At 65.3% G+C, this 16,744-nt stretch carries 20 protein-coding genes; 10 read left to right on the top strand and 10 right to left on the bottom strand.

Annotated features, from left to right (window positions below):
* Positions 1–127: 127 nt before the first annotated feature.
* Complete coding sequence (locus tag PRN20_RS15105; RefSeq protein ID WP_273958364.1) at positions 128–1,366, bottom strand: M24 family metallopeptidase; 1,239 nt, start codon at positions 1,364–1,366, stop codon at positions 128–130.
* Between the two features lie 100 nt (positions 1,367–1,466).
* Here PRN20_RS15105 and PRN20_RS15100 point away from each other — a divergent pair, with 100 nt between their 5' ends.
* On the top strand, positions 1,467–2,441 hold the full coding sequence (locus PRN20_RS15100; RefSeq protein ID WP_273958363.1) for a LuxR family transcriptional regulator: 975 nt from the start codon (positions 1,467–1,469) through the stop codon (positions 2,439–2,441).
* 2 nt (positions 2,442–2,443) lie between these two features.
* On the opposite strand, the gene PRN20_RS15095 is transcribed toward PRN20_RS15100, so the two are convergent.
* Positions 2,444–4,258: an ABC transporter ATP-binding protein gene (locus tag PRN20_RS15095; protein WP_273958362.1), complete on the bottom strand. Its 1,815-nt coding sequence runs from the start codon at positions 4,256–4,258 to the stop codon at positions 2,444–2,446.
* Between the two features lie 318 nt (positions 4,259–4,576).
* On the opposite strand from PRN20_RS15095, the gene rpmE reads away from it, so the two are divergent.
* Positions 4,577–4,798: a 50S ribosomal protein L31 gene (gene rpmE / locus PRN20_RS15090; protein WP_273958361.1), complete on the top strand. Its 222-nt coding sequence runs from the start codon at positions 4,577–4,579 to the stop codon at positions 4,796–4,798.
* Positions 4,799–4,879: 81 nt separating this feature from the next.
* Here the strand turns inward: rpmE and rcdA are convergent, their stop codons facing one another.
* Together rcdA and PRN20_RS15080 are read right to left on the bottom strand one after the other, a co-directional pair.
* Positions 4,880–5,404, bottom strand: coding sequence for a protease adaptor protein RcdA (gene rcdA / locus PRN20_RS15085; protein WP_273958360.1), 525 nt, complete (start codon positions 5,402–5,404; stop codon positions 4,880–4,882).
* Positions 5,405–5,813: 409 nt separating this feature from the next.
* Positions 5,814–5,999 (bottom strand): DUF1192 domain-containing protein, encoded by a 186-nt coding sequence (locus PRN20_RS15080; RefSeq protein WP_273958358.1) that lies wholly within the window; start codon positions 5,997–5,999, stop codon positions 5,814–5,816.
* 109 nt (positions 6,000–6,108) lie between these two features.
* On the opposite strand from PRN20_RS15080, the gene PRN20_RS15075 reads away from it, so the two are divergent.
* The 7 genes from PRN20_RS15075 (at position 6,109) to PRN20_RS15045 (ending at position 12,857) form a co-directional block, all read left to right on the top strand.
* The gene (locus PRN20_RS15075) at positions 6,109–7,164 is read left to right on the top strand and encodes an NAD(P)H-quinone oxidoreductase (RefSeq protein WP_273958356.1); all 1,056 of its coding nucleotides are present in this window, start codon (positions 6,109–6,111) and stop codon (positions 7,162–7,164) included.
* Positions 7,165–7,262: 98 nt separating this feature from the next.
* A complete protein-coding gene (locus tag PRN20_RS15070) occupies positions 7,263–7,979 on the top strand; it encodes a DUF1013 domain-containing protein (RefSeq protein ID WP_273958354.1) in 717 nt (238 codons plus the stop codon).
* A 154-nt stretch (positions 7,980–8,133) separates the two neighbouring features.
* A complete protein-coding gene (locus PRN20_RS15065; protein WP_273958353.1) occupies positions 8,134–10,023 on the top strand; it encodes a monovalent cation:proton antiporter-2 (CPA2) family protein in 1,890 nt (629 codons plus the stop codon).
* A gap of 34 nt (positions 10,024–10,057) precedes the next feature.
* Entirely contained in the window at positions 10,058–10,828 is a 771-nt protein-coding gene (locus PRN20_RS15060; RefSeq protein ID WP_273958351.1) for a sulfite exporter TauE/SafE family protein, read from the top strand.
* Positions 10,829–10,839: 11 nt separating this feature from the next.
* A complete protein-coding gene (locus tag PRN20_RS15055; RefSeq protein ID WP_273958349.1) occupies positions 10,840–11,229 on the top strand; it encodes a VOC family protein in 390 nt (129 codons plus the stop codon).
* Between the two features lie 93 nt (positions 11,230–11,322).
* Positions 11,323–11,982 (top strand): DsbA family oxidoreductase, encoded by a 660-nt coding sequence (locus tag PRN20_RS15050; RefSeq protein WP_273958347.1) that lies wholly within the window; start codon positions 11,323–11,325, stop codon positions 11,980–11,982.
* A 53-nt stretch (positions 11,983–12,035) separates the two neighbouring features.
* On the top strand, positions 12,036–12,857 hold the full coding sequence (locus PRN20_RS15045; protein ID WP_273958346.1) for an alpha/beta hydrolase: 822 nt from the start codon (positions 12,036–12,038) through the stop codon (positions 12,855–12,857).
* Positions 12,858–12,927: 70 nt separating this feature from the next.
* Here PRN20_RS15045 and PRN20_RS15040 read toward each other — a convergent pair whose 3' ends face one another.
* On the bottom strand, positions 12,928–13,209 hold the full coding sequence (locus PRN20_RS15040) for a cytoplasmic protein (RefSeq protein WP_273958345.1): 282 nt from the start codon (positions 13,207–13,209) through the stop codon (positions 12,928–12,930).
* Positions 13,210–13,594: 385 nt separating this feature from the next.
* Between PRN20_RS15040 and PRN20_RS15035 the strand changes: the two genes are divergently transcribed.
* Positions 13,595–14,086: a hypothetical protein gene (locus PRN20_RS15035; RefSeq protein WP_273958344.1), complete on the top strand. Its 492-nt coding sequence runs from the start codon at positions 13,595–13,597 to the stop codon at positions 14,084–14,086.
* A gap of 122 nt (positions 14,087–14,208) precedes the next feature.
* Here PRN20_RS15035 and PRN20_RS15030 read toward each other — a convergent pair whose 3' ends face one another.
* The 5 genes from PRN20_RS15030 to rpsU form a co-directional block, all read right to left on the bottom strand.
* Positions 14,209–14,781: a dihydrofolate reductase family protein gene (locus PRN20_RS15030; RefSeq protein ID WP_273958343.1), complete on the bottom strand. Its 573-nt coding sequence runs from the start codon at positions 14,779–14,781 to the stop codon at positions 14,209–14,211.
* Positions 14,781–15,296 (bottom strand): SRPBCC family protein, encoded by a 516-nt coding sequence (locus PRN20_RS15025; protein ID WP_273958341.1) that lies wholly within the window; start codon positions 15,294–15,296, stop codon positions 14,781–14,783. Before PRN20_RS15025 ends, PRN20_RS15030 begins: the two co-directional genes overlap by 1 nt.
* Positions 15,296–15,607, bottom strand: a complete 312-nt coding sequence (locus PRN20_RS15020; protein WP_273958340.1) for an ArsR/SmtB family transcription factor — start codon at positions 15,605–15,607, stop codon at positions 15,296–15,298. The genes PRN20_RS15025 and PRN20_RS15020 overlap by 1 nt, the downstream gene beginning before the upstream one ends.
* 128 nt (positions 15,608–15,735) lie before the next feature.
* Positions 15,736–16,200, bottom strand: coding sequence for a DUF992 domain-containing protein (locus PRN20_RS15015; protein WP_273958339.1), 465 nt, complete (start codon positions 16,198–16,200; stop codon positions 15,736–15,738).
* 179 nt (positions 16,201–16,379) lie between these two features.
* Positions 16,380–16,622 (bottom strand): 30S ribosomal protein S21, encoded by a 243-nt coding sequence (rpsU, locus tag PRN20_RS15010; RefSeq protein WP_273958338.1) that lies wholly within the window; start codon positions 16,620–16,622, stop codon positions 16,380–16,382.
* Between the last annotated feature and the right edge of the window lie 122 nt (positions 16,623–16,744).

Below are 16,744 nucleotides of genomic sequence, written 5' to 3'. Positions count from 1 at the left end.
AAGTAGAGGGGAAAGACCGCCAGGACTGCGGCCCACTCCCTCGTCACGAGGAGCACGCCTGCGACGGCAAGCAGGGCCACGCTGCACGCATATGCCGACCTGATTTCGTCCGTGCGCATTGCTGCACCTATCCGGTTCGTTGCTCGCCCTGCCCGCTCTTCCGTTGTCCAGCGATTGCGGCGCGATTCCAGCCGCGTCCGCGGTCGCCGAAGGCCTCGTACCCGCTGGCCGTGATGGCGAGGGTGTCCTCGAGCTTGATGTAGCCCCGGCTGGGGTGCTGGAGCGTGGTTTCGATCGAAATGACCATGCCGGCAGCAAGCGGACGCTCGCGGTCGTAGGCGGAATAGGGCCACGGGCTGTCTGCGGTCAGGCGGGGCGCTTCGTGGCTGATCAGGCCCATGCCATGGGCGACAAAGCTCGCCTTGCCAGCCGTCAGGCGCGCCAAGAAGGGCTCGACGGCAGCGTAGATGTCCCCACCGATCGCACCAGCTAGGAGCGGCTTCCGGGCCGCCTGCTGGACCTCCTCGATCTGCCCGAGGAGGTCGTCCAGTTCGGCGTCGGGCTCCCCAAGAATGCCCATGCGGCAGTGATCTCCGATGTACCCGCGATAGTTGCCGCCGGAATCCAGCGACATGATATCGCCGTCCCGGAGGACCTGATCGGATGGAGCGCGATTGAAGCTCCGGCCGGCGGTCAGCAGGCAGTATTCGAACATCAGGCCGCGCGTGGTCTCCTCACGCCTAAGTGCCTCAACTACATTGCTTTTTGTCCGTCCGGGTCGTAGCTCGGAGAACACCGTCAGCATGGCATCGACGACGCTTTCCGATGCATGTCGGAGCAGCGCCAGTTCGGCTTGGGTCTTCACCGCGCGCAGGCGTTCGAGCGTCACGACTGCATCGACGATCTCGCTCCCTTCCGTCGCATCGCGGAGGACCAGGTACGCGTCGGCCGGGAGAAAGCCCGCCTCGATGCCGATGCGCCGCGAAGGGAGGCCGATGCGGCGAAGGTGCTCGATGCAGAGCTGCATGGCATCGGCCGATGTCCGCGAGGTCGCCTGCACATTGGCGACCCAGAACCGGCCCAGTTCCTGCTCGAAAGCCTCGTGCGTGTTGCCGATATAGGCGCTCTCGGCGGGGTGTCCGCGGTGGTAGACGAAGATCGGGAGGTAGCGGCTCAGGCCGATCGCATCCATGTAGTCGAACATGAAGAAGCGGTAGCCGCCGAGCATGTACTGGACGTTGTGCCTGGACGTGACGATGAGCACGTCGAGGCCCGCGACCTCCATCAGACCGTCCAGGAACTCGGGGTCAAAGGGCGGCGAAACACCGAGGGATGTCCTCGATTCTTCCATAAGCTTCTGCTGCATCTTTCCCGGCGCTCCATTCGTCCCCGCACGGCCGGATGGTGCTACAGTCGATCGAGCCGAGGTGTCATGCGGGCGCATGACAAATCCGGAGGGACTGGGCATGAACGCGATGAGCGGTGCAGGCGTGGACGCCGACGCCATCATGGCCATGCTCAGGGCCGAGACCGACGCCTGGCTTCGCCGCGATTTCGACGCGCTGGCCGATTGCTGGGTCCACTCGCCACAGTCCCGCAGGCTGCACTCGTTCGCATCGACCGGCGTGCGCGTGGATGAGGGCTGGGACGCCATCGCGGCGCATATCCGCAAGGTCATGCAGCGGCACCCCACACCAAGCGCGTTCGAAGGCCGGGTGCGCTGGGAGAATGTGAACATCGTCGTCGATGGCAACATGGGCTGGGTGACCTACGATCAGATCGGTCTCGAGGACATCACCGACATGAAGCGGTTGCTGAAGGTCGTCCATCGCGTCGACGGCGGCTGGAGGATTGCCTGCCTCTCGGTGATGCAGAGCATCGCCGAACAATCCTCCTGCCCACTGATTCAGGTCGATAGGGACGCGCATGTTGTCTGGGTGAACGGGCAGGCGCGCGATCGTATCCGCGAGCACGCGGGCCTTGTCGTTTCCGGCGGCCGCCTGCTCGCCCGGCAGCGGGCGCGCCGGTCGCAATTGCGCGAGACGCTGCGCCTCGCCTTCGACGAACTGGACGCGCAGGTGCCGCTGAACGTCTCCCCCCGACAGGACTGGGCCGTTCAGCTCGGGGCGGACGATTCCGCCGAGCCGCTGTTCTGCTGGGTGCTGCTGGAGGACGGCAAGGTGATGGTCTCGTTCGACCATGCCGACATGGTCGAACGCCACGTCGCCGGAGCCGAGGCCGTCTACAGGCTTTCCCCGGCCCAGGCGAGGTTGGCCCGGCTGATCGTCGACGGACATGACCTGTCGTCCGCCTCGGAGGTGCTGGGAGTGAGCATCAATACCGTGCGCACCCAGTTGCAGCGGACGTTCGACAAGACCGGTGCCAGGAGCCGGTCGGCCCTGGTCCGGCGCTTGCTGAGCGCCGAGCCGCCGAACCGATAGTGCTATTCGGCTACGGCCGGCAGTATCTCGTCGCGGAACTGGAGCTTCGCCAGCTCCGCATACTTGCCGCCCTTGCGGACCAGCTGCTCGTGCGTGCCCTGGTCGATCACCCGGCCCTTCTCGAGGACGAGGATGCGGTTGGCATCGCGGATCGTGGCGAGGCGGTGGGCGATGACCAGCGTGGTCCGCCCTTCCATCAGCCGATCGAGCGCCATCTGGACGAGCCGCTCGCTGCCGGCATCGAGCGCCGACGTCGCCTCGTCGAGAAGCAGGATCGGCGCATCCTTGAGCAACGCCCGGGCGATGGCGAGCCGCTGCTTCTGCCCGCCCGAAAGCATGACGCCGCGCTCACCAACGATCGAGTCGTAGCCCCGGCTCAGATCGACGACGAAGTCGTGCACCAGCGCAGCCTTGGCTGCTGCCTCGATCTCGGCGAACGTCGCCTCGGGCCGCCCGAAGCGGATGTTGTCGGCGATGGTGCCGGCGAAGATGGTCGGCTCCTGCTCGACATAGGCGAAGCGCCGCCGCAGTTGTGCCGGCTCGACATCCCTGACGTCGAGGCCGTCGACGAGGACCCGGCCGCCGGTGACATCGTAGAAGCGCTGGACCAGCGCGAAGATCGTCGACTTGCCGGCACCCGAGGCGCCCACCAGCGCGACGGTCTCGCCATGCGCGATCGAGAAGCTCACCTTGTCGATGACCGGCTCGTCGTCGCGCGTGCCATAGGAGAAATCGACCTCGTCGAACTCGACCGTGCCCAGCGGCGGCTCGGGCAGCGGCACGGGGTTGGCCGGCGACTTGATGGCGGGCTCGGTATCGAGGATCTCGACCAGCCGCTCGGTTGCGCCCGACACGGTGTGCAGCAGGCCCATGATCTCGGAGAGATTGGTGAGCGCGTTGCTCGCCATCAGCGCATAGATCATGAACTGCGCCAGTTCGCCGACCGTGACCGTGCCCTGGAACACGGCATTGGCGCCCCACCAGACGAGAACGACCAGCCCGGTCGTCGACAGGAACAGCAGGCCGCCGAGCAGCGCTGCGCGCGTGCCAAGGCGACTCACCTCCGCTTCGAACGACATCTCGGCCTTTTCACCATAGACGCGCGACTGCTCCGGCTCCTGCACGAAGCTCTTGATCGTCTTGCTCGCGCCCAGCGCCTCGGTGGCGAGGGCCGACATGTCGGCGAGCGCATCCTGGGTCCGCCGCGACATGCGGCGCAGCCGGCGTGCATAGAGGAGAACCGGAACGAGGATGGCCGGCCCGATGATGACGATCGTCAGCGCCAGGTAGGGGCTGGTGAGGAACATCAGGATGACCGCGCCGACCAGCGTGACCACGCCGCGCAGCATCATCGACAGGCTGGAGCCGATCGCGCCGCGGATCGTCGCCACGTCACCATTGAGGCGCGACGTGAGCTCGCCCACCCGATGCAGGTCGAAGAAGCGCGAGTCGAGCGTCAGCAGGTGCTCGAACACCTTGCGCCGGAGGTCGGTAAGGACGCGCTCGCCCAGGATCGAGATGAAATAGAACCGGCCAGCGCTGGCGAGCGCCATCACCAGCGCGACGCCGATGGCCAGCATGCCGTACTGGGCCACCATATCGAGGTTCTTCTCGATGAAGCCCTTGTCGATGATCTTGCCGGCGAGCGAGGGAATGACCAGCGAGGAGATGGCCGAGACCAGCAGGAAGCCGATGGTCAGCCCCAGGCGCCAGGGATACTTGAAGACGAATGGGGCGAGCCGCTGGATCGGCCGCAGGTCCCGCGACTGCTTCGGGCCGAACTTGTCGGTCGGGACCGCTGGGTCTTTGCTGGGCATGGGTTTTCTCAAGTCGTCCCCGGTATAGGCACATGCGCCCTACGTCGCAACCCAATTGCACCCCTGCGACAAGCTGCGCTTGCGCCCGGCGACAAGCTGCACTTGCGCCCGGCGACAAGCCGCGTTTGCGCATGACGACAAGCCGCGCCTGCGCTAAACGACAAGCCGAACTCGTGCCTGACGACGAGCTGCGCTCGCGCCTGACGACAAGCTGCGGCGCACACTTGCGCAAGGGCGGGATTTTCTCTATGAACCCGGCCAATCCGAATTCGAATAAGTCCGGGCGCCGTGGCGCCCGTTTGATTTGAGGCGAGCGCCATGAAGAACGACATCCACCCCGACTACCACACCATCAACGTGGCGATGACCGACGGCACGACCTACCAGACCCGTTCGACCTGGGGCAAGGAAGGCGACACGCTGCAGCTCGACATCGACCCCACGACCCATCCGGCCTGGACCGGCGTCCAGGGCAACCTGATGGACCGCGGTGGCCGCGTCACCCGCTTCAAGGACAAGTTCAAGGGCCTCGGCTTCTAAGAAGCCGTCGCACCGACGAGACTGCAAAAGCCCGGCCATTGCGCCGGGCTTTTTGCTGTCCACGCTATTGCTTGAGACGACTTATTCCTTGAGCCGTCCGAACGCGGCCTTGAGGCGGCTCAGCTGGTCGGCGATGCCGCCCTCGGCCGCTGGGGCGTAGTCGGGTACGCCGCCGCGTTCCAGCTTGTCGTATTGCTGCACGCGGTCGAACAGGCGGTCGCCCTTGGCGATGAAGCCGCGCAGGCGTTCGGGGAGATCGGAGAAACCGGGACCGCCGCGGACCGAGGGGGTCGCGGAGAAGCGGACCTTCTCCTTTTCGACGCGGGCATTCTCGGGGGTAAGCTCGCCCTCATTGACGGCGCGCTGCAGCAACAGCCAGGAGGCAAGCTGCATCAGGCGGGTGGTGAGCCGCATGCTTTCGGTCGCATAGATCAGCGACGCCTCGCGGCCGAGCACCTTGCTCTCGGTGCGCCCCTCGCCATCGAGATAGGCCGCGACCTCCTCGATAAGGGCCATGCCCTCGCGATAGAGCGAACCGAACCCGCCCGAGGCCACGATGCGCGGCCCCAGGGCCACGGCGCTGCGATTGCTTCTGCTGTCGTCCACGCTTCTGCGCCCAACGAAACGGCCCCGCGAGGCCAACAGGTCGATGTTGCGCCCGGCGCATTGCCGTTGGCTTAACGCCAAAAAAGAAAAAGAGCCGTCGAATGGCGGCTCTCGAAAGTTAACAGGGAGGCGTCAAACAGAGGGAGAAACCACTCTGCAAATCCAGAGAACTGGATGACGACGAAGTTAACGCCGAAGTGTTAATTCGAGGTTAACAGGAATCGCTTTCTTAACCTTGCCGAACTGTGACCTCTGACGTGCCGCAAAGAACGGAGGGGCTCCGCTCTTCCTGGGAGTGACAATGAAGGGGGGGGGTGCGTCTGCGCCGGCTGCGCGAACCGCCCGAGGCTTACGGCGCGAGCCGAACCGCGACGCCTTCCCGTGCAGTTGCGACCCGGTCCGCCAGCGCCTAAAGCTTGAACAGCGAATCCGCCTCCGAGCGGGTCTTCTCGCGGGCGGAGATGGCCTGTTCGAGACGGGCGATTTCCTGCTTCAGCAACGCAATCCGATCGTTCAGTTCCTCGACCGACATGGTGTCGATCGGCATCCCGACCTCATGGCCCTTGGGACGCTTGACCTGGTCGTCTTCGAACATCGCCGTCTCCCTCTTCTTGTTGATTGAGGGAGAATTCTAGCCCGCCTGCCCCCGAGTTCAACTCCTTCAACGGGTTGTCAGCGCGAGTAACCGGACGCATAGCTAGGTGATGAGCGTCCCCGCCGAGATGATCGCCGTCGAGATCGCCGCGTTCGGTGGCCCCGAAATGCTGCAGCCGGTCATGATGCCGGTCCCGGTGCCCGGCCCGGGCGAGGTGCTGATCCGGGTCGCGGCGGCCGGCCTCAACGCCCCCGACCTCGGCCAGCGCCGCGGAACATACAACCCGCCGGCCGACGCCTCTCCCCTCCCCGGTCTCGAAGTCGGCGGCGAGATCGCCGCGCTCGGCCCGGGAGTCAGGGACTTCACTCCGGGCGACCCGGTCGTTGCACTCACCAATGGCGGGGGCTACGCCGAGTATGTCGCGGTGCCCGCCGGCCAGGTCCTGCCCCTGCCGCTCGGCTGGTCGCTGCTTGCAGGGGCTGCCCTCCCCGAGACCTTCTTCACCGTCGAGCAGACGCTCGTGATGCGCGCCGGGCTCGAAGCCGGCATGCACGTGCTGATCCACGGTGGCGCGGGCGGCATCGGCGGCGCGGCCATCCAGCGCGTGAAGCTGGCGGGAGCGATCCCCATCGCCGTGGTCTCCGACGCCGCAAAGGCTGCCTATGCGCAAAACCTCGGCGCTGCCGAGATCATCAATCGCAAGACCGAGGATTTCGTCGCGCGTACCCTGTCGATCACCGGCGGCACGGGAGCCGAGCGGATCGTCGACATCGTCGGCGGCGACGCGCTCGATCGCAACATCCGGGCTTCGGCCCGCTTCGGACACATCGTGCTGGTTTCGACCCAGGCCGGGCCAAAGGCGGAGATCAATGCCGGCCTCCTGATGATGAAGCAGCTGACCCTTTCGGGATCGACGCTCAGGCCGCAGACCCGCGAGGTGAAGGCAGCGATCGCCCAGAGCCTCCGCGCCAATGTCTGGCCCGGGCTCGCGGACGGCCGCATCCGGCCGCCCCGCATCCGTGCCGTGCCGCTGACCGAGGCGGCGCGCGGCCATGTCGAACTCGAGCGCTCGGACAACTTCGGCAAGCTGATCCTCATAACATCGTGGGGTGAAACCCTGCGCAAGACTGGCGGCGATGCAGACAATCCGATTGAATCGGTTTGAGCCGGCGCGTATATAGGCCGTAGTTCCCCCTCAGCATTAAACCCCGAGGCGGAGCGGTTCGGAGGAAAACCGGGCCGCGCCTCAAGGAGATATTACCGATGGCCACGCCCCTTCTGATGCCCAAGGCAACTGCCGTCTGGCTGGTCGACAATACCGCGCTTTCGTTCGAGCAGATCGCGGCCTTCTGCGGACTTCACCCGCTCGAGGTCCAGGGCGTCGCCGACGGTGACGTGGCGAGCGGCATCATGGGCGCCAATCCGATCCAGAACGGCCAGCTCACGCGCGAGGAAATCGAGAAGGCCGAGGCCGACTCGAACTACCGCATGAAGATGAGCGAGCCCAAGGTCCGCGTCGCTGCACCCAAGCGCAAGGGCCCGCGCTACACCCCGATTTCGCGCCGCAACGAGCGCCCCAACGCGATCAAGTGGCTGCTCCGCAACCATCCCGAGCTCAAGGACGCGCAGATCATGCGCCTCGTGGGCACCACCAAGTCGACCATCGACGCGGTGCGCGAGGGCACGCACTGGAACAACGCCAACATCACCCCGATGGACCCGGTGACGCTGGGCCTGTCGAGCCAGATCGACCTCGACCTCGAAGTGAGCCGCGCCAGCAAGGGCACCCCGGGCGCCGAGATCGCCGAGCAGGGCACCATGCTGCTCACCGCCGAGGAAGCGCTGGCCGGCGCCAACCGCGGGCACGTCGACGACGAGGAGCAGGGCGACCGCCGTCCCGAGCGGGAGGAAGAGATCGACGCGGACTCGGTCTTCGCCAAGCTCAAGTCGCTCAAGGGCGCGGACAGCGACGAGGAGTAATCCCCCGCCGCAGGCAGCTTTTTCGAGGCCGTTTCCGTCGATTGGCGGGAACGGCCTTTTGCTTTGCACTTTGTGCTTTCATGCGGCCGCGTTGCCGCGTTACGACGGTTGAGCAACAGCTGAGGGAGCGGCGCGCCCGGCGCGCCACAAAACGATGGAAGTCAGTCTGCTGCTGGCCATGTTCGTCCTGCTTGCAGCGACGGTCCTCCTCGTTCCGCTGTTCAAATGGGCCGGGCTCGGCACCATCCTCGGTTACCTCGCCGCTGGCGTGCTGATCGGGCCGTTTGGCCTTGCCCTCGTCTCCGATACCGAGATCGTCCACCAGATCGCCGAGTTCGGCATCGTCATGATGCTGTTCCTCATCGGCCTCGAGGTCGATGGCACCGACCTCTGGCGCATGCGCCACAAGGTGCTGGGCCTCGGGCTGACGCAGATGCTGGCGACCAGCGCAATCATCGCCGTCCTGGTCCGCATCGTCGGCTTCGCCTGGGCCGATGCGGTGGTCATCGGCCTCGCGCTGGCCATGAGCTCGACCGCCATCGCCATGCAGTCCGTCGACCAGCGCAACATCACGCGCACCGATACCGGTCGGGCGTCGCTGGCGATCCTGCTGGTGCAGGACGTTGCCGTGATCCCCGTTCTCGCTCTGGTCCCGCTGCTCGCCAGCATGGGGGGAGCTCCCGTCGAGGCGATTGGCGAGGGCGTGCTGGATGCGGTGGACAATCCCACGGACTGGTGGCTGGCGCTCGTCGTCGTCGGCGCCTTCATCGCGGCGCTGTTCGGCTCGCGCTTCGTCATCCGCCCGCTGATGAGCTGGCTGGCCCGAACGCGCGTGCCCGAGGCCTTCACCGCCTTCGCCCTGCTGCTGGTGATCGGCGCCGCGCTCGTCACCGAGAGCTTCGGCCTCTCACCGGCGCTCGGCGCCTTCCTCGGCGGCGTGCTGCTGGCCGACAGCGAGTACCGGCACGAACTGGAGAGCAATCTCGAGCCGTTCAAGGGCTTGTTGCTGGGGCTCTTCTTCATCACGGTGGGCATGTCCATCGCCTTCAACGTGGTGGTGCAGAACCCACTGCTGGTGCTGGCGCTGGTGGTGGCGCTGATCGCCGTCAAGATGCTGGTGCTGTTCGTGCTCGCGACGTTCTTCCGCATGCATATGGCCGAGCGCCTCCTGCTCGGCGTGCTGCTGAGCCAGTCGGGCGAGTTCGCCTTCGTCGTGCTGCAGTTCGCCCGCACCGCCGGCAACCTGAGCGGGCCGGAAGTCGAGCTGCTCACCGTCGTGGTGGCGCTCTCCATGGCCACGACGCCGCTGCTGCTCTTCCTCTACGATCGCCTGTGGGCCCCGCGGCTGAACGCCGGCAACACGGATGAGGACGACCTGCCGCCCGGCCCCGACGTCGTCGATCCGCACGACAAGGTCATCGTCCTCGGCTACGGCCGCTTCGGCCAGATCGTGACGCGGCTGCTGCGCGCCCAGGGCTTCGAGATGACCCTGATCGACGACGATCCGGCGCAGATCGAGCTGGTGAAGCGCTTCGGCGTCAAGGTCTTCTACGGCGATGGGGGGCGGGTCGAGATCCTGCGCGCCGCCGGAGCCGACCGGGCCCGGATGGTGATCATCACGGTCGCCGGCGGCGACCGCATCCTCGGCATTGCCGAGCAGGTGCGACGCAACTTCCCCCATGTGATCGTGGCGGCCCGTGCAGTGGACCGCTCGCATGCCCATGACCTCATGGCGCTCGGGGTCCATGTCATCGAGCGCGAGACCTTCCGCGCCGCCATCAGCCTGGGCGAGCAGGCGCTGGTCGCCCTCGGCCACGATGAGGACCGCGCCCGGCGTGTCGCCGAGGCCTTCGAGCGGCACGACACGAGGATGCTCGAGGAGAGCTACGCGGTCAGGCACGACCAGGCCGCCTATATCGGTTTCGTGCGCCGCTCCACCGAGATGCTCGATGCCGTGATGAAGGCCGATCGCGACAGCACCGCCCAAGCGGGGGACGAAGCGCCACCGGAGGTTGACAACAAGTCGTCGCGGGCATCCGAGTAGGGGCCCGCCTCCAGCCCCCGTTGCTTCAGCCCAAATGCCCGATCTTGCCTTCTGGACCGTCGCGGTCCTCGCCGTCTTCATTGTTGCCCTGAGCAAGTCCGGCCTGCTCGGTAGTCTCGGGATGGTCGCCGTCCCCATGCTCTCGCTGGTCATGTCGCCGCGCGATGCGGCCGGCATGCTGCTGCCGCTGCTGCTGGTGATGGATGCGATCGCCATCTGGACCTACCGCAAGGATGCGGACTGGCACATCCTGAAGATCATGCTGCCCGGCGCCGCCGTCGGTACGCTGATCGGCTGGGCGCTGTGGACCGTGGTGAGCGACGCCATGGTGCTGCTCTTCGTCGGCGTCATCACCCTGCTGTTCATCCTCGATGCGCTGCTGCCGCTGCGCAAGAAACTCGAGGGTCTGCCGCCTTCGAAGCCCTGGGGCGCCTTCTGGGGCGGCTTTGCCGGCTTCACCAGCTTCATCAGCCACACGGGCGGCCCGCCGTTCCAGATCTACGTGCTGCCGCAGCGGCTGAACCCGGTGATCTACTCGGGCACGACCGCCTTCTTCTTTGCCATCGTCAACTCGGCCAAGCTCATCCCCTACTTCTTCCTCGGACAGCTCAACGTCACCAACCTGACCTACGGCGCCTTCCTCGCGCCGGTGGCGATCGTTGGCGTCTTCGTCGGCGTCTGGGCCGTGCGCCGCATCTCGGTGAAGCGCTTCTACCAGCTGACCTACTGGCTGGTGTTCCTGCTGTCGCTCAAGCTCATCTATGATGGCGTGATCGACGTCTTCTTCGCCAGTGCCACTGCCTGAGGTCGCGATCCATGAGCATCGACTATCGCCTCGACCACATCGCCCTCCTCGTCCGCGACCTCGACGAGACGACGAAGTTCCTGACCGAGGTGCTGCAGGTTCGGGCCGTGGCCAACCCGATGGGCGGCACCGAGATCCGCTGGTTCGAGTTCGGAAACGGCCAGCGCTTCCATGTCCAGGCGGGCGATATCAGCCGTACCCATGTCGAGAAGCGCACCCACTTCGCGCTCTCGGCGCCCGATCTCGACGCCGTGCTCGACCACCTGCGCGGCCTGGGCGTCCCCTTCTCCAACATGAAGGGCGACGTGGGCGAGGTGAATGTCCGGCCCGACGGAATGCGCGCAGTGTTCGTAGAGGACCCCAACGGCTACTGGTTCGAGATCAACGACTTCAAGCCGTAGAGCCCCTGCCCGCCTGTTAGTCACCTCCATGTGCGTTCTTGCGTCCGGCGAGCCGAGCCGCCATGTCTCGGTTTCTGCAGCAAGGGATGTCCCGTGACCCGCAAGATCAAGATCGACCTCTTCACCGACACCGTGTGCCCCTGGTGCCTGGTCGGCTCCGAACGCCTCGACCAGGCGATCGCCGCCCTGCCCGATGACGTCGAGGTCGACGTCGAGAACCACCCGTTCTACCTCTCGCCCGACACGCCCGAGGAAGGCGTCGTCGTCGCCGACATGCTGCGCGAGAAGTATGGACGCGACCCCAAGGAAATGTGGGAGCGGGTCGAGAACGAGGCGAAGGCATCCGGCATCGCTCTCGATCTCAGCCAGCAGCCGCGCTCCTTCCCCACCCGCAAGGGCCACACGCTGGCGCGGCTCGCGCGGGACAAGGGCACGCAGCACGCGCTCACCAACGCCATCGCCTGGGCCTATTTCATGGATCATCAGTTGATCAATGACGACGAGGTGCTGGCCGACATTGCGACACAGCACGGCTTCACGCGCGAGGAAGCGCTGGACGCCGTCCGCAACCCGCGTGAGCTGGCGATCACCCACGAACTGGCCATCGATGCCGCCCGGCAGGGTATCCAGGGCGTGCCGTTCTTCATCTTCGACGGCAAGTTCGCCGTCTCGGGCTGCCAGCCACAGGAAGTGTTCGCCCGCGCCTTCGAGTTCGCGCTCGATCCCGAAAAGCTGAAGGCAGCTAACGCCTGACATTGCCTCGCCATACTCGCCGTGCCATCTCAACAGGAGTCGGGGAGGCAGCGATGAAGTGGTTCCGGCGAATAGCGATCGGGCTCGTGGGCGTGTTCGCCCTCGCCTACGGCCTCGCGCTGGGCGGCATGTACGTCTTCCAGCGCGACTTCCAGTACGACCGCTCGGGGCGGCTGTTCGAACTCTCCGAGACCAAGCTTGCCAACGCCGAGCTGGTGGAAATCCCGACGACGGGCGGCGCGAGGCTCGCCGGCTGGTACCAGGCCCCGGCGCCCGGAATGCCGCTGATCCTCTACTTCCGCGGCAACGCCCAGAGCTTTTCGCGCGAGCACGAGCGCTACGAGGCGATGGTGGCCGACGGCTACGGCTTTCTCGCCTTCGACTATCGCGGCTTCCCCGGTTCGCCCGGCGAAATCAACGAGCAGAACATCCTCGACGACGGCCTTGCCGCCTATGACTGGGCCGCGGCGAGGGGCTTCCCGATCGTGCTCTGGGGCCGCTCGCTCGGCTCCGGCCCCTCGACCTGGGTGGCCAAGAACCGCGAGGCGGACGCCCTGCTGCTCGAAACCCCCTTCGACTCGGCCGTGTCGGTCGCCCACGACCGCTATGGCTTCCTGCCGGTGGACTGGCTGATGCTCGACCAGTTCCACGTCGATGACTGGATCGCCGACGTCGCCGAGCCGGTCATGGTCGCCCATGGCACGGCAGACACCACCATTGGAGTGAAGCACGGCGAACGGCTCTACGCGCTCGCGCCCAACAAGGACGAACTCTGGATCGAACCCGGCGCCGGCCATGGCGACATGTGGGCGCGCGGAATCTGGGAGCGCGCCAAGGCGTTCTTCGGGCGGGCCGAGGCCAAACCCGTTCTGTAGGCTTGGCATCCCCTTGCCCCCAGCAATGCCGCCGGTCCGGTGTTGCCCCCAGTACGCCCGAAGCCCGAGGTTAGGGCGTGGGAATAGCTATGTCATCGAGACCGAAGAACTCCCGGCGCATCAAAAGCAGAAATTCGTCGTCGGACACCGGAAGCCCTGAAGCGTCGCCAAGCACCGCGTCGATCCCGCAGCGTGGGCACATTGCGCACGAGCCCTCATCGATCCACTCGGTAATGTCACTAGGCGCAAAGGTGGCGAGACAAAAGTAGCAGCCGCAAGTCGTGCTGCTCTCAACTTCCTGCCTATGCTTCCAGGAATGCTCGTGTGCTGCCTTCAGTTCAGCTTCGTGCACTGTCACCTCTCCTACATCATTATGCAGGCTAGCGCCAAAAGGACCGCGTCGGAAAGGAGTTGCAAGGCGTGGGGTGTCCGCTTCTGGCGCATGCGGACCTTTTCGGTGACCGCTTTTGGCCCGAAGCTGACATTCGGCCCAGGAAGCTTCCCTTAACGCTTTGGGCATCCAGTCCGGTGCAACGCGGGGTTGGCGCTTGCAGGATCCGCCAATTTCGCTAGCCATGCATGCATGGTGAGCCGTAGGGGCACGGGCGCTCGATGAGACGACTAGGAAACGGTAGCTGCCTCGCCCCTTCCTACATGAACCGTCTTAGACTTGTTCAGCGCGTGATTGCAGGCAGATGAAGTCTCCCGGGGCCGACACCGCTAACGAGCAGCAGCCAGTGGCGACCAACGCGCAGAAGATGTCGTACCCCGGCAGCAACGCCACAGTTGGGCAGTTTATCGGATTAGCGGACGAGTACTGCGTTGCCGCCTACGTCTTGCTGTCACAGGCGGATCGCGCAAGCAGCTCATCGTCTGCGCCAGCACGACTCTGCGCCATCCATGCCGTCGAAATGTACCTCAATGCGTTTCTCGTCTTCCACGACGTGAGCCCCAGTGAGGTGCGTGGAATGCAGCATGATCTGGCGCAACGGGTTGCTATGGTAACGCAGAAGGGTCTCATACTCAGGACCAAGACGCAGGCGCATCTGCTTAGGATTCACGATCTGCGGGAGTATCTCATCGTTCGATACGGTCCCGAACAAATGGGGGGCCTGCCTGAGCTGAACCGACTGTACGCCACTCTTAGGGAAGTAAGCGTGAAGGTCAGAACAGCGATCCTAGATCAGGGATATGATCCTTCCGATTCGAGATTTAGGAGATACTGGTGAGATTATTGGCCGCCGCTGACGGATCGTCAACCGCGGCTAGCTCTGCTGGCAGATGACCGCTTCTGGCCCCAAGCGGACGTTCGGCCGAAGGGCGACGAGGCACTGCCTGGTGCAAGGTCTCGCTACCGTCTCGGCTCGTAGCGAAGCGCCACGGCGCCTGAGCTGAGTTCCTTGCGGTCGATGAGCTTCAACTCGACGTACTTGGAGAGCCCGGCGAACAAGGTGGGCCCGTGACCGGCAATTCTGGGCTGGACCACGAATTCGTACTCATCGATCAGGCCCAGCTCCGCCAGCGCCATCGGGAGCTTCACGCCGCCCGTGAACAGCGCCTTGCCCGGCTGCTGCTTGAGCTTCTGTACCGCCTCGCCCAGGTTTCCGCTCACGAGCTCCGCATTCCAGTCGACCCGGTCGAGCGTGCTTGAAACGACGTACTTCTTCATCGCGTCGATGGTCCGCGCGAAGGGTTCCGTCCAGTCGGGCGGCGTACTGGTCCGCGTCTCCAGCCGCCACGCCCCTTCCATCATGCCGTAGGTAACGCGACCAAACAGCAGGGCGTCGGCACGGCCGATGCTCTCGGTGGCATGCAGATGCGTCGCGCGCAGTTGCTCCTGCTGCAGTGCCTCGCCTGCCGGGATGGCGTTGTGGTGGACGCACCCATCGAGCGTCACGTTGATGGAATAGAGAAGCGGTCGCATCAGGGTCGTTGCTCCTTTGCTGCTCGTGCCGCGACGGCCCTGTCGAAGCGCTGCAACTGGGTGGTCAGCGCAAGGATTGCGCCGCGTGTCATTTCGGGGTCCGGGTGACGATCGGCCGTCAGGACCATGCGAATTCGCCCGGCCTCTGCGTGGAGCTCGACCAGCATGTCGTACGGATACGACTCGACGCCAGGGACGAAGTCGATGTCGAAGCGAATCCGAAGTCGCTGGTGGCGCACGATCTCCATGAACCGACCGCTCACCCAGGCCGACAGCGGCCTGTTGAGGTTCGCCAAATAGGCGACCTGCTCGGTACCAACAGCCGTCATCACGTGACCGAACGCACCACCGACCCACAGTTCGAGAACGGACACCTCGAAGCGCATACCCTCGGGCGCGAACCACTCCTCGAGCCCTTCCTTCGTGGTCCACAGCGCCCAGACGTCCTCGATCGACGCGTCGTAGACCCGCTCGAACCTGATCGCTCCCGCGCCCACCTCGCCGATATGCGCCATCACTTCTGCTCCTCGCGCTGCCGTCGCGCCAGGGCTGCGTCGAAGCGATCGAGCCGGCTTTCCCAAAGCTTGCCATAGCTTCGAACCCAATCGTCGATCGCCCGGAACGGCTCTGGTCGGAGCGAATAGAGGCGCCGCGCCCCATCAGGCCTCATTGCGACGAAGCCAGCTTCGCCGAGGATCCGCAGGTGCCGCGAAACCCCGGACTGATCGATGTCCACGGCACGAACCAGGTCACCCACCGCCTGCTCGCCGCCGGCCAGCGCCTCGACGATGCGTAACCGCGTGGGGTCGGCCAATGTCTGGAACATGAGAGATTGCATCATCATGCATATGTATGATGATGCATATTCCGGGTCAAGCGGTTCCGGCTGAGGGGGCGCCCAAACAAAAACGCCGGCCCCAAGGGACCGGCGTTCGAATTGGTGGAGCGATCGGCTCAGTAGAGAGTCAGGCCCGAGAAGGCGACCGAGTAGTTGAGGCCGGTCTGGCCCTGGATCGACCAGGGCTGCAGGGCGAAGCCCTTGCGCGAGCCGCCGATCAGCCAGTTGCCGCCAAGGCCGACGCCGATCGTGGCTTCGGCCGAGCCGCCGACATAGGTGCCGGCCAGCGAGCCCTTGCCGTACTTGGTGTCCGAAGCGGAGAACACCAGCCAGACGATCTCGGTGCGGCCGGTGACGCCGATGTCGATGCCGAGCTTCTTGATGTTGCCGTCATAGACTTCGGTCTTGTAGCCGTCGCGCTTGAAGCGGCAGGTCATGTCCTTGGACGAGCCGATGATGAAGCCGACGCCGGCTTCGACGCTGCACGAAAGCACGCCCACCTTGACGTTGGTGGCAGCCTCGGCGGCGCCGGCGGACAGGAGCATAGTGGCGGCCAGAGCCGCTGCGACCAGTTTCTTCACTTGTGGAGTCCCCAATGTTTGACGCGTTTTAGTCGACCCAGTCGGGCCGCAGTCTATCCCATGCCGGCAGCGGCAAGTAGCCCTCGCTGATCCGCCGTCGGCACATAACAAAAACGCCGCCCTTTTGAGGCGGCGTTCCTGAACTAAATCTGAACGGAACCCAAAATGGTTCCTGAATCCTACGGCCGGGCCGACCGGGCAGCAGCGGCCGGGGACGGCAGGCCGCCCTCGCGCTGGGCACGCTTGCGGGCCAGCTTGCGCGCACGGCGCACGGCCTCAGCCTTCTGGCGAGCCTTCTTCTCGGAGGGCTTCTCGTAGTAGTTGCGAAGCTTCATCTCGCGGAAGACGCCTTCGCGCTGGAGCTTCTTCTTCAGCGCGCGCAGCGCCTGGTCCACATTGTTATCGCGAACAACTACTTGCAAGCGTAACCGCCCTTCATGATCCGTCAGTTTGTCTGGTGAGAGCGTCCCAAAGGGGCGCCGACCGGCGAGCCGGTCAGTTCGTGGGCGGCTATATAGGCCAATCCCCGCGGCTTGTCCACACC

The sequence above is a fragment of the Devosia sp. ZB163 genome (assembly GCF_028613635.1).
GTDB lineage: Bacteria > Pseudomonadota > Alphaproteobacteria > Rhizobiales > Devosiaceae > Devosia_A.
The sequence above is the reverse complement of the archived record's forward strand: the minus strand, read 5'-3'. Positions and strand labels throughout refer to the sequence as shown.